At 69.6% G+C, this 12,207-nt stretch carries 13 protein-coding genes; 4 read left to right on the forward strand and 9 right to left on the reverse strand.

All coding sequences use genetic code 11. From position 1 onward, the window contains the following. The first annotated feature begins 77 nt into the window (after positions 1-77). Positions 78-944, forward strand: coding sequence for a helix-turn-helix domain-containing protein (locus J8M50_RS05030; RefSeq protein ID WP_010358444.1), 867 nt, complete (start codon positions 78-80; stop codon positions 942-944). Between the two features lie 13 nt (positions 945-957). Next, positions 958-1,161, forward strand: coding sequence for a DUF397 domain-containing protein (locus J8M50_RS05035; RefSeq protein WP_010358445.1), 204 nt, complete (start codon positions 958-960; stop codon positions 1,159-1,161). Positions 1,162-1,195: 34 nt separating this feature from the next. Here J8M50_RS05035 and J8M50_RS05040 read toward each other — a convergent pair whose 3' ends face one another. From J8M50_RS05040 to J8M50_RS05065, 6 genes are all read right to left on the reverse strand, one after another. After that, on the reverse strand, positions 1,196-2,782 hold the full coding sequence (locus tag J8M50_RS05040; protein ID WP_075662825.1) for a DoxX family protein: 1,587 nt from the start codon (positions 2,780-2,782) through the stop codon (positions 1,196-1,198). 96 nt (positions 2,783-2,878) lie between these two features. Beyond that, positions 2,879-3,817: a 23S rRNA (guanosine(2251)-2'-O)-methyltransferase RlmB gene (gene rlmB / locus J8M50_RS05045; RefSeq protein ID WP_010358447.1), complete on the reverse strand. Its 939-nt coding sequence runs from the start codon at positions 3,815-3,817 to the stop codon at positions 2,879-2,881. 150 nt (positions 3,818-3,967) lie between these two features. Next, positions 3,968-5,368, reverse strand: a complete 1,401-nt coding sequence (cysS, locus tag J8M50_RS05050; RefSeq protein WP_010358448.1) for a cysteine--tRNA ligase — start codon at positions 5,366-5,368, stop codon at positions 3,968-3,970. A gap of 47 nt (positions 5,369-5,415) precedes the next feature. Then, on the reverse strand, positions 5,416-5,904 hold the full coding sequence (gene ispF / locus J8M50_RS05055; protein ID WP_010358449.1) for a 2-C-methyl-D-erythritol 2,4-cyclodiphosphate synthase: 489 nt from the start codon (positions 5,902-5,904) through the stop codon (positions 5,416-5,418). Next, positions 5,894-6,640 (reverse strand): 2-C-methyl-D-erythritol 4-phosphate cytidylyltransferase, encoded by a 747-nt coding sequence (gene ispD / locus J8M50_RS05060; RefSeq protein WP_010358450.1) that lies wholly within the window; start codon positions 6,638-6,640, stop codon positions 5,894-5,896. The genes ispF and ispD overlap by 11 nt, the downstream gene beginning before the upstream one ends. Positions 6,641-6,897: 257 nt before the next feature. After that, a complete protein-coding gene (locus J8M50_RS05065; protein ID WP_003953493.1) occupies positions 6,898-7,380 on the reverse strand; it encodes a CarD family transcriptional regulator in 483 nt (160 codons plus the stop codon). Positions 7,381-7,996: 616 nt separating this feature from the next. On the opposite strand from J8M50_RS05065, the gene J8M50_RS05070 reads away from it, so the two are divergent. Beyond that, entirely contained in the window at positions 7,997-8,641 is a 645-nt protein-coding gene (locus J8M50_RS05070; RefSeq protein ID WP_010358451.1) for a copper chaperone PCu(A)C domain-containing protein, read from the forward strand. Positions 8,642-8,714: 73 nt separating this feature from the next. On the opposite strand, the gene phoP is transcribed toward J8M50_RS05070, so the two are convergent. Both phoP and phoR read right to left on the reverse strand, forming a co-directional pair. Then, entirely contained in the window at positions 8,715-9,386 is a 672-nt protein-coding gene (gene phoP / locus J8M50_RS05075; RefSeq protein WP_018568744.1) for a two-component system response regulator PhoP, read from the reverse strand. A gap of 5 nt (positions 9,387-9,391) precedes the next feature. Continuing rightward, positions 9,392-10,657, reverse strand: a complete 1,266-nt coding sequence (gene phoR / locus J8M50_RS05080) for a two-component system sensor histidine kinase PhoR (RefSeq protein WP_010358453.1) — start codon at positions 10,655-10,657, stop codon at positions 9,392-9,394. A 190-nt stretch (positions 10,658-10,847) separates the two neighbouring features. Between phoR and phoU the strand changes: the two genes are divergently transcribed. Beyond that, positions 10,848-11,528 carry a phosphate signaling complex protein PhoU gene (gene phoU, locus J8M50_RS05085; protein ID WP_010358454.1) on the forward strand — a complete coding sequence of 227 codons (681 nt, stop codon included), beginning with the start codon at positions 10,848-10,850 and terminating at the stop codon, positions 11,526-11,528. 286 nt (positions 11,529-11,814) lie between these two features. Here phoU and J8M50_RS05090 read toward each other — a convergent pair whose 3' ends face one another. After that, on the reverse strand, positions 11,815-12,201 hold the full coding sequence (locus tag J8M50_RS05090; RefSeq protein ID WP_010358455.1) for a hypothetical protein: 387 nt from the start codon (positions 12,199-12,201) through the stop codon (positions 11,815-11,817). Positions 12,202-12,207 lie beyond the last annotated feature (6 nt).

The following is a 12,207-nucleotide window of genomic DNA, read 5'->3' on the forward strand; positions in this document are numbered from 1 at the left end:
GCCTTTTCGCTTGCGGGTTCGACCCCTGGCAAGGCACCGTCCCCCCAGCGCCCCGAGCCCGGAGAAGAGGGAAGACCATGGCTGTCGTGCAACGCCCTACCGTCCGCCGCCGCGTTCTCGCGGCCAACCTCCGTCGGCTGCGCTCCGACCGCGGCCTCCACCTCGAACACGCCGCCGAGGTCCTGAGCTGCGACCCGTCGAAGATCAGCCGCATAGAGAAAGCCGAATCAGGCATCCGCCAGGTGGACTTGAAGCTGCTGCTCGACCTGTACGAGATCAAGGACCCGGAGGAGCGGGCGGGTTGGCTGGCACTGGCCCGCGAGAGCCGTGAACGGCGTTGGTGGCGCGACCTGGAGGACAAACTCGCGCACGATTTCCTGGACTTGGTCGGGCTGGAGGAGGACGTCTCTCATCTGCGGGGATTCGAGGCGGGGTTGGTGCATGGCCTGCTTCAGACGCGTGCGTACGCGGAAGCGGTTGTCGGTGGCGGCGAACCTGGTCCGCTCAGTGAAGTCCGCCAGGCGCGCGTCCAGGTCCGGATGGAGCGACAGAAAGCCCTCACCCGCAGCGAGCGTCCGCTGGAGACGTGGCTCGTCATCGGCGAAGCCGCGCTGCGACATGAGTACGGCGGACGGGCTGTCCTGCTGGACCAGTTGCGGTATTTGGTCGAGTTGTCGGAGCTTTCGAACGTGACGTTGCAGGTACTGCCTTTTTCCGCAGGGGCATACCGGGGAGGGCCGTACCCCTTTATGATCTACCGTTTCCCGAAGCCCTCTGTCATGGAGGTGGTCTCATTGGAAAACCACATGGGCCAGAGCTACTTGGAGAAGCCGAGTGACATCAAGTACTACGGTGAGGCATTCGACCGCCTCTGCTCCGTGGCAAGCAGCCCCCTCCAGTCCCAGTCCCTGATCCGGGACTTGGCAGGACAGCTCGACTCTTAGAGGAAGACGGTGCATGCGCACAAGCAGGTTGGGATGGTTCAAGAGCAGCTACAGCGGCGAGGCGGGCGGCTGCGTAGAAGCCCGGTTCCAGGCCGACGGCGTCGGATGCCGTGACTCGAAGGACGTCCAGCGTCCCGCGCTGCGCTTCGAAGCTGAACAGTGGCAAGTGTTCGTCGACGACGTGAAGGCCGGGCGGTACCCCGCGCGCGGAGTGTGACCGTCCCGGCCCATCGTCGTACCGAGCAGCAGACCTACCCCAGCAGGCCGCCCACCAGGTTCTCGTTCCCGCCCGACGACGCGCCCCCGTCGGACGACCCGCTGGACGACGAACTACCCCCCGACGACGGCCCCGACGACGTCGTGCTCGGTGCCTCCTGCACCGGCGTCGTGCTCTTCGACGGAGTGTCGTCCGAGGACGAACCCTGCGTCTGGCTGGGCGAGTTGGACGTGTCGCGTGTGGACGTCGGCTCGTCCTGGCGGGCCTGTGTCGACGGCGTCGAGGTCGTGCCCTCCGTCGTGGGCGAGGAGGTTGCCTCGCCGCTCGGGCGGGAGCCGTGCTTGCCCTTGCCGGAGGCGCTCGGCAGCGGGGAGCCGGGGAGTTCGTTGCGCGGCGCCTCGCCGGGGCCGGGGACGACCACCCGGTCGGCGTCACGGACGGCCGCACCGAGGAGCGAGCCGAACAGGAGCGTCAGCCCTACGACGATGGAGGTGACCAGCGCACCCCGCCGCAGCGTGTAGCGGCGCAGCTGCCACAGCGGAGCCCGGGGCCCGAGTCGGCGCCACGCGGCGGACGCGAGCCGCCCGTCCACCGAGTACACCGGCGCCCCCGCGATGATCAGCGGCGACCACGCGGCGAGGTTGATGATGTCGGGGGTGTCGTAGACGGGCACGGTCTTCCAGCTCACCGTCACGATCAGCGCGGCCGACAGCACCGCGCCCACCACGGCCGCGACCCGCTGCCAGCACCCCAGGATCGTCAGCACGCCGACGACGACCTGGAGGAAGGCGATCACGAGGCCCGAGCCGACCGGGTGGTGCAACGCGAACTGGCGCAGTGGCTCAGCCACTTCCCACGGGTGCAGCGTGTTCAGCCACTTCACCATCGACCCCCGCTTCCCGCCGTCGAAGTAGACGGGGTCGCAGAGCTTGCCCATCCCCGCGTACGCCGCGAGGAAGCCGAGGAAGATGCGCAGCGGCAGCAGGACGACGCCGAGGTTCAGCCGGCGGCCGGGGTAGTACGCGTGCCGCGCCGGATCGCCGGGGACCCGCTCGCGCGGCGAGTCGTACCCGTCGTACGGCGGGGGCGCGTACGACGGCTCGTCGTAGACGCTGTCGACGGCCTGCATGTGCGGCAACAGCCGGTTGTCGCGGGTGCGTTGGGCGCCGACGAGGGGCGTCTCCATCGTCCGCTCGACGAGGTCCTCGGCCTCCACGCGGGGGATGACCTGGGTGGCGCCCGCGTCGGCGGAGGAGGGCTGTTCGGCGTGGCCCACGCTGCCGGCGCGGACCGCCTGGAGGAGGCGGTGCGCACCGGTGTCGTCCGGCGCGGAGTGCCCGCTCCAGACGACGGCGCGGCGCCGCGCCGGGCTGCCGCCACTGCTGCCTGCGGGCATCCGCGCGGTGCTCTCGGACGCGCTCAAGTGCCGCGCGATGCTGGGGGATTGGCGTCGCGACGACGCTCCCAGCTGCACACGGAACGAGGCGTGCGTGACGATGACCTGCGCCGGATCGCTCGGCACCTTCACCATGCTCAGTGCGGGACCGTCGTCGAGTCCTGAGGCGAATCCCGACTGGCGGTCCCCCGCGGGTGTACGGGGTGTTCTGGTGTCCACACTCATCTAACCGAGTGACTTGTGTTTAGGACACTGCCTTGACTCACCGGAAGTGTCCGGACAGCGTCAAACCCCAGGACTACCCCGTACGGATGACGAGTACTACACCCGTCGGCGCGCCGCCTCGTACAGCACGATCCCCGCAGCCACACCGGCGTTGAGCGATTCGGCGCCGCCCGGCATGGGAATGCGGACGCGATAGTCACACGTCTCGCCCACCAGCCGCGACAGCCCCTTGCCCTCGCTCCCGACGACGATGACCACCGGCCCGCCCAGCGCCGCCAGCGTGCCGACCTCCGACTCGCCGTCCGCCGCGAGGCCGACCACCGTGACGCCGGCCTTCTTGTACGCCTCCAGGGCCCGCGTCAGGTTCGTCACGCGGGCGACCGGCGTGCGGGCGGCCGTACCGGCGGACGACTTCCACGCACCCGCCGTCATACCGGCCGCGCGGCGCTCCGGGACGACCACGCCGTGGCCGCCGAACGCCGAGACCGAACGGACGACCGCACCGAGGTTACGGGGGTCGGTGACGCCGTCGAGCGCGACGATCAGGGGGTCCTCGCCCGCGTCGTACGCGGCGGCGGCGAGGTCCTCCGAGTGCGCGTACTCGTACGGCGGGACCTGGAGGACGAGGCCCTGGTGGTTCAGGCCGTTCGTCATGCGGTCCAGCTCCGGGCGCGGCGCCTCCATGAGGTTGATGCCGCCGCGCTCGGCCGCGAGCTGGAGCGCTTCGCGGACGCGCTCGTCGTTGTCGATGAACTGCTGGATGTACAGGGTCGACGCGGGGACGCCCTCGCGCAGCGCCTCCACGACCGGGTTGCGGCCGACGACCATCTCGGACGTGCCCTTGCCGCCTCGGCGGGCCACGGGGCGGCGCGCGATCTGCTTCGCCTTGGCGTTCGCGATGCGGTTCGCCTTGTGCTTCTTGCGCATTTCGGCGGGCGGGGTCGGGCCCTTGCCCTCCAGACCCTTGCGTCGCTGGCCGCCACTGCCGACCTGCGCGCCCTTCTTGCCGGACATGCGGCGGTTGTTGGCTGCCATGACCTACCTGTTTCCGTACGAATGTATGAGTGCTGCTGTCAGTGTGCGGGATGGGGGCGGCTCGTGTCGTCTTGTGGGTGCGGCGCCGTCGGGGCTGGTCGCGCAGTTCCCCGCGCCCCTAAAAACCCGACGGCACCGCCAACTGCAACGTCAGCGGGGTGCCAGCCCCCAGCGTGGTCCCTGCGGGCCGTCCTCAACAACCAACCCCGCCTGCGCCAACTGGTCGCGGATCGCGTCTGCCGTCCCCCAGTCCTTCCGCGCCCGCGCCGATTCCCGCTGGTCCAGGACCAGCCGTACGAGGCTGTCGACCACGCCGTGGAGGTCCTCGCCCCGGTCCGACTCGCCCGCCCAGTGCGGGTCGAGGGGGTCGAGGCCCAGGACTCCCAGCATCGCCCGGACCTCCGCGAGGCGGGCGACCGCGCCCTCCTTGTCGTCGGCGGCGAGCGCGCTGTTGCCCTGGCGGACGGTGGTGTGGACGATCGCGAGGGCCTGCGGGACGCCGAAGTCGTCGTCCATGGCCTCGGCGAACGCGGGCGGAACTTCGGCGGCCGGCTCGACCACCCCGCCCGCCTTCTCCACGACCCGCTGCACGAACCCTTCGATCCGAGCGAACGCGGACTCGGCCTCGCGCAGCGACTCCTCGCTGTACTCGATCATGGATCGGTAATGAGGCGTACCCAGGTAGTACCTGAGGACGATGGGCCGCCACTGCTTGACCATCTCCGAGACCAGCACGGAGTTGCCGAGCGACTTCGACATCTTCTCGCCGCTCATGGTGACCCACGCGTTGTGCAGCCAGTACGTCGCGAAGTCGTCGCCGGCCGCCTTCGACTGGGCGATCTCGTTCTCGTGGTGCGGGAAGATCAGGTCCAGGCCGCCGCCGTGGATGTCGAACGCGGGGCCCAAGTACTTGCGGACCATCGCCGAGCACTCCAGGTGCCAGCCGGGCCGCCCCCGCCCCCACGGCGTCTCCCAGTCGGGCTCGCCGGGCTTCGTCGCCTTCCACAGCGCGAAGTCGCGGGGGTCGCGCTTGCCGGTGATCCCGGACTCGTCCGGCTGCCGCATCTCGTCCAGGTCCTGCCGGGACAGTTCGAGGTACGACGGCCAGGAGCGGACGTCGAAGTAGACGCTGCCGTCGGCCTCGTACGCGTGCCCCCGCTCGATGAGCGTGCGCATCATCTCGACCATCTCGGTGACATGGCCGGTCGCGCGGGGCTCGTACGTCGGGGGGAGGCAGCCGAGCGCGCGGTAACCGTCGTTGAACGCGCGCTCGTTCTCGAAGCCGATGGACCACCAGGGACGGCCCTGCTCACCGGCCTTGTTGATGATCTTGTCGTCGATGTCCGTCACGTTCCGCACGAACGTGACGTCGTACCCCCGGTACGTGAACCACCTGCGGATGATGTCGAAGTTGAGGTTCGACCGGACGTGCCCGATGTGCGGTGCCGCCTGCACGGTGGCGCCACAGAGGTAGATCGAGACGCAGCCCGGCGTGAGCGGGGAGAAGTCACGGATCTGCCGGGCGCTGGTGTCGTACAGGCGAATAGTCACGGGACCAAGGGTAGTAGGAGAAGGCGGCGAAAAAACACCGCCGTTGTTCAGGGGTTCCGTACGACGAGCGCCGTCGCGATCGCCATCAGACCCTCGTCCCGGCCCGGGAATCCGAGCCCGTCCGTCGTCGCTCCCGACACCGACACCGGGGCGCCGACCGCGTCCGACAGGATCTTCTGGGCCTCGTCCCGGCGCTTGCCGATCTTCGGGCGGGGGCCTACGACCTGGACGGCGACGTTCCCGATCACGAAGCCCGCGTCCCGCACGATCCGGGCCGCCTCCGTCAACAGCGTGACGCCGGATGCACCCGACCACTCCGGGCGCCCGGTGCCGAAGTGCTGACCCAGGTCGCCGAGCCCCGCCGCCGAGAACAGCGCGTTGCACGCCGCGTGCGCGACGACGTCCGCGTCGGAGTGACCGGCGAGGCCGGTGCCGTCCCACTTGAGGCCGGCGCACCACAGCTCGCGGCCCTCCTCGAAGGCGTGGATGTCGGTACCGATGCCGACCTGCGGCAACAGAGGAAACTCAGAAGCCATCGTTCGCCCTCCTGCGCGCCAGAACCGCCTCCGCCAGCACCAGGTCCAGCGGACGCGTCACCTTGAACGCCTCCTCATGACCGGGCACGACGACGACCGTCCCCCCGAGCTGCTCGATCATGCTCGCGTCGTCCGTGACGTCCTCGGTGACGGTCTCGTGCGCGTGCACGAGAACCTTCCGGTCGAACCCCTGCGGGGTCTGCACGGCACGCAGGCGGGCGCGGACCGGGGTGGATACGACGGGCTCGGGCGCCCCCGGCGTCGGCTCGACCTCCTTGACTGTGTCGGCGAGCGGTACGGCGGGCACCACGGCGACGGCGCCCTCGCGGACCGCCTCCACGACGGAGTCCACCGTGTCGACGGGGACGAGGGGCCGGGCCGCGTCGTGGACGAGGACGATGTCGTATCCCTCGGGCAGCGCGTCCAGGCCGAGTTTCACGGACTCCTGGCGGGTCTCGCCGCCGGGGACGACGAGGAATTCCGTGCGCTCGGGGAGCGCGTGCGCGTCCAGGAGGGAGCGGACCTCGGGGGCGCCGTCCGGAGGCGCCACGACGACGACCAGGGAGACCGCGCGGGACGCGGCCAGCGCGCGCACCGCGTGGATCAGCATCGGCGTGCCGTTCAGCGTGCGCAGCGCCTTGGGTGCGCCGGGGCCGAGGCGGACGCCGCGACCGGCGGCCGGAATCACCGCGGCCGTACGGACGGCCGCCTTGGGGGGATGTGATTCGTCAGACATGGTTCCTGTCAGGTTTGTGTGCTCGACCTACGTGGGTATGGCCTGGGAGGAGTGCCGGGTACCCCCACCTCGACCTGCCCCTTCCGTGACGCGCGGGCCGGGAGCGGGAGCCCGGGACTCTCGTACAAGTACTCGGGTGTTCCCTCGGGGACCCCGGGCTCGGGCGGTGGGGATACGAACATGCCGCAGCGCCCGGCGACGGGAAATACGTCATCGGGCACCGCGGCATGATCAGGTGTGGAGAGAACAGGCTCGGCTCAGGAAGCGAGTACCTCGTCGAGCAGGGCCTCGGCCTTGTCCTCGTTGGTGTTCTCCGCGAGGGCCAGCTCGCTCACCAGGATCTGGCGGGCCTTGGCGAGCATGCGCTTCTCACCGGCGGAGAGTCCGCGCTCGCGCTCACGACGCCACAGGTCACGGACGACTTCCGCGACCTTGATGACATCGCCGGAGGCGAGCTTCTCCAGATTTGCCTTGTAGCGACGCGACCAGTTCGTGGGCTCCTCGGCGTACGGCGCGCGCAGCACCTCGAAGACCCGGTCCAGCCCGTCCTGACCGACCACATCACGTACGCCGACGAACTCCGCATTGTCCGCTGGCACACGTACCGTCAGGTCACCCTGGGCGACCTTCAGCACCAAGTAGGTCTTGTCCACGCCTTTGATCTGGCGAGTTTCGATGGCCTCGATCAGCGCGGCCCCGTGATGGGGATAGACCACGGTGTCGCCAACCTTGAACGTCATGTGACAGGTACCCCTTCCGTGGCTATCCAGGGTAACACGGAAACGACGGTTCCTGAATGGCGTTTTCGCAGGTCAGGGCATATCTCGGGGCTTGACAACAGCAACAGGAACGTGCTGGGGAAGGCGCCCGGAAGCGGGTATTCGCAGGTGGGAGCGGCTCTCCATGGGGGGTGAAACGCGTACGTTACACGCTTCCGGAACCGCGTCAAGGCGAGTGAACGTCCCGATATGTCCTCTTCCTGGTGTGCGACTTCCGCTACTCCGTTCGGCGTGACGTGGCCGGTCTTCGACGTTTCCGGAATTGATCTTCGAACATCCCGCCCCGCCCGGGTGATCGAATTTCCGGCACCCGCCGCATTCGGGGTTCGAAAATCCGGGCCGGGGCCGCGCGGGGTTATGTGAATGCGCGGGGTACGGGAAGTGGCCATGGTGACTTGCGGGTAACGAGAGGCGGGTGGGGCTGGTGTGACAGGTGGGGCGCTCGGGACGTCGGGAGGTGTCAGAGGCGGGTCGGGTGCGGGGGCCGGTGAACGGGTCGATACCCTGAGGGCGCTGACTGACCCTTAGGGCGGCTTTATCGGAATCCGCCCCTGCGTTCCAAGGAGATGCCGCCGCCGTGAGCAGCAGCCTTCGACGCGGCGCCCTCGCCGCTTCCGCCCTCGCGTTCTCGATCGCCTCGCTCGCCGGCTGCGCCGCCGGGAACAACAGCCAGACCCTGGAGATCAAGCCGGACAACGCGGCCGTCACCGTCGGGGTGATCAAGATCCAGAACGCGATCGTCGTCACCCAGCCGGAGCGCGGTGCCGAAGGGCCCGCCGCCGTCGCCGCGACCGTCTTCAACACCAGCGGGTCCGACCAGACGCTGACCGGCATCACCGTGGACGGCACCAGCGCCTCCGCCGTGCTGACGCCGGGCAAGGACGACACGAAGAGCAAGAAGGGCAGCCTGGTCGTCCCGGCCGGCGGCTCGGTCGTCATCGGCGGCGCGAACAACGCGTCCGCCGTGCTGGAGAAGCCGGGCGACGCCGTCAAGAACGGCAACGCCCAGAAGATCACCTTCACGTTCAGTGAGACGGGTGACGTCAGCCTCCAGGCGTTCGTCGTCCCCGCGACGAACTACTTCACCGCCTGGGGCCCGACGGCAGTGCCGACCCCGTCGTCGTCCCCGAGCGCGGGCTCCTCGGAGTCCCCGAGCCCCTCGTCCTCCCCGAGCCCCTCGTCCTCCCCGAGCACGTCGGAGTCCCCGGCGGCCGGTCACTGACCCACCCCGTACGACGCCTGAGGGCGGCACCCCTTTACTGGGGGTGCCGCCCTCATCGTCGTAGCGAAGCTCTTTACGGCTCGAACTTGTAGCCGAGGCCGCGAACCGTGACCAGGTAGCGAGGCGCACCGGGGTCGGGCTCGATCTTCGCGCGCAGGCGCTTGACGTGGACGTCCAGAGTCTTCGTGTCGCCGACGTAGTCCGCGCCCCAGACCCGGTCGATGAGCTGCATGCGGGTGAGGACTCGGCCCGCGTTGCGGAGGAGCATTTCGAGGAGGTCGAACTCCTTCAGGGGGAGGTCGACCTTGGAGCCGGAGACCGTGACCACGTGGCGGTCTACGTCCATGCGGACCGGGCCCGCTTCGAGGGCGGCCGGGGTGACCTCCTCCGGTTCGCCCCTGCGGCGCAGGACCGCGCGGATGCGGGCGACGAGTTCGCGGGAGGAGAAGGGCTTGGTGACGTAGTCGTCGGCCCCTATTTCGAGGCCCACCACCTTGTCGATCTCGCTGTCCTTGGCGGTGACCATGATCACCGGGACGTTGGACCGGCCGCGCAGCTGGCGGCAGACCTCCGTGCCGGGCAGGCCCGGCAGCATCAGGTCGAGGAGGACGAGGTCGGCGCCGTTGCGCTCGAACTCGTCGAGACCGTCGGGGCCCGTGGCCGCCACGGCGACCTCGAAGCCCTCTTTGCGAAGCATGTACGACAGGGCGTCGGAGAAGGACTCCTCGTCCTCGACGACGAGCACACGGGTCACGGAAGGACCTCCGGGGCGGGGAGCGGTTCGTAGGGTGATTCTGAGGGTGCGGCCCTGTCCTCGTCGGCCTCTTCGCCGTCCAGGTCGGGGTGCTGGTGCGCCCGGTCACGGGACGAACCCGCCTCCGGCAGTCGCAGGGTGAACGTGGAGCCCTGTCCCTCGGAGCTCCACACCGTGACCTCCCCGCCGTGCGAGGCGGCCACGTGCTTGACGATCGCGAGACCGAGCCCCGTACCTCCCGTGGCACGGGAGCGGGCGGGGTCGACGCGGTAGAAGCGCTCGAAGACGCGCTCCTTGTCCTTCTCGGATATGCCGATGCCTTGATCGGTGACGGCTATCTCGATCAGGTCGCCCCCGGGCGCGGTCACCCGGCGGGCTGCTATCCCCACGCGGGTGCGGGCGGGGGAGTAGTTGACGGCGTTCTCGACGAGGTTGCCGAGCGCTGCCGCGAGCTGGCCGCGGTTCCCCCATACGTGCAGGTCGGCGGTGCCGCCCGCGGCCATCGTGATCTGTTTCGTGCCCGCCTGGTGGCGGCACCGGTCGACGGCCTCGGCGACGAGTTCGTCGACCCGGACCGGCTCGGAGTCGTCCAGCGGGTCGTCGTTCTGCACCCGCGAGAGGTCGATCAGCTCCTGCACGAGGTTCGTGAGCCGGGTCGCCTCGATCTGCATACGGCCCGCGAAGCGGTGTACGGCCTCGGGGTCGTCCGAGGCGTCCATGACGGCCTCGGAGAGCAGGGAGAGCGCGCCGGTCGGGGTCTTCAGCTCGTGGCTGACGTTCGCCACGAAGTCCCGGCGGACCGCCTCGATGCGGCGGGCCTCGGTGAGGTCCTCGACCAGCAGCAGCACCAGGCGCGAGCCCAGCGGGGCGACCCGCGCGGAGACCGCGAGGGCCTCGCCCCGGCCGGTCCCGCGCCGGGGGAGGTCCAGTTCGACCTGGCGTATCTCGCCGTCGCGGCGGGTGTCGCGGGCCATCAGGAGCATCGGCTCCACCGCCAGCTTCCCGCCGCGCACCAGGCCCAGGGCGTACGCCGCCGAGCTGGCCTTCACCACGGCGTCCGCCTCGTCGAGGACGACGGCGGAGGAGCGCAGGACCGACAGCACCGTGTCGACCCCCGGCGGGAGCACCGGGTCCGTGTGCAGCGAGGTACGGGTGGGGCGCTTCTGGTCGCGTTCGCTCCAGCGGAACGCCAGCATGGCGATGACACCGGTGAGCACCCCGGCGATCGCTGCCGCTGCGGCGACTGCCGCGTTCACGTCCATGTCTCCAGGTTAGGCACGGGGTGCGACATCGCCACAGCCGTCGAGGGGTGACCTTCGAGACTCGTCGCCCAGAGTTCACCTTGGAGCCAGTAGTGATTCATTTGGGATGGCGGAAACCGACGCGTCCAGGGCCGAACGTGGGACTGTAAGCGCGTAGGACTGATGCACGAGAGGGAACGAGGGAACGCCGATGCGTGACGCGTACCACGAGGAACTTGATTCGATCGGCGACGGTCTGGTGGAGATGGCCCGGCTGGTCGGCTCGGCCATCGGGCGCGCGACCACCGCGATCCTCGACGCCGATCTGAACCTGGCCGAGAACGTCATCGAGGGCGACAAGAAGGTCGACGAGCTGCACCACGACCTGGAGGGCAAGGCCATAGCGCTGCTCGCCCGCCAGCAGCCGGTCGCCACCGACCTGCGGATCGTCGTGACGTCCCTCAGGATGTCCGCCGACCTGGAGCGCTCCGGCGACCTGGCCCAGCACGTCGCCAAGCTGGCGCGGCTGCGGTTCCCGGAGCGGGCGGTGCCGCGTGACCTGCACGCGACCATCCTGGAGATGGGCCAGCTCGCCCAGCGCCTGATGGCCAAGGCCGCCGAGTGCGTCATCACCAAGGACGTCGACCTCGCGCTCCAGCTCGAAGCGGACGACGACGCGATGGACCTGCTGCACCGCACGCTGTTCCAGCACCTGATCGACGACCGCTGGAAGCACGGCATCGAGACCGCCGTCGACGTCACCCTCCTGGGCCGCTACTACGAGCGGTTCGCCGACCACGCGGTCGCCGTCGCCAAGCGCGTCGTCTTCCTCGTCACCGGCGAGCACGCGGACGATCTCCAGCAGGACCTGCCGCCGGAGATCCAGGCGTAGGAGTACTCCCATGCGCCCTCGGTGCGCCCTTCACAGCGGGTCGCCGAGCGGTTGCCATGGGTGTACCTGCGTCGAGGAGGGACCCATGGCCGAATCCCCCAGCACGTCGCCCGACCCCACCCAGGAGACACCCACCGAACAGCCTGCCGAGATCAGGAACCTGATGCTGATCGGGGCCTGTGGGTGTGGGTCGGGGTGCGGGTGCGGGTGCCAGTCCGGCAGTCCGTGCCAGTGCGGTTGAGTTGTTTCTGAGGGGTCCGGCTTCGTGCCGGACCCCTCGGCCGTTTCAGTGCACCAGGAAGGCGACACCGGCGAACGTCGCGACGAAGGAGAACAGGAACAGGAACACCTGTGGGGTGGTCGCGTTCTCCATCGGCTCGCCCGCGTCGCGCAGCCGGAACTGGTGCCTGAACCACGGGTGGTAGACCGCGCGCAGGATCGCCAGGCTGAGGCTGATCAGGGTGAAGAAGAACAGCGCCTGGCGGCCTTCGAGGCTGCCGAACCGCGCCTGGGCCCAGAGGAACAGCCCCATGCTGCCGGGGACCGCGACGGAGATGACGCGGTGGGACGGCTTGCGCTTGTCCGCCAGGGTCAGGGACGCGTACCCCAGCGCCGCGCCCGAGGCGAGAGCGAGGATCCACCAGCCGGTCGTGGACATGTCCTCAGTGAGCATGTGCGG

It is taken from the genome of Streptomyces acidiscabies, assembly GCF_020010905.1.
GTDB classification, from domain to species: domain Bacteria; phylum Actinomycetota; class Actinomycetes; order Streptomycetales; family Streptomycetaceae; genus Streptomyces; species Streptomyces acidiscabies.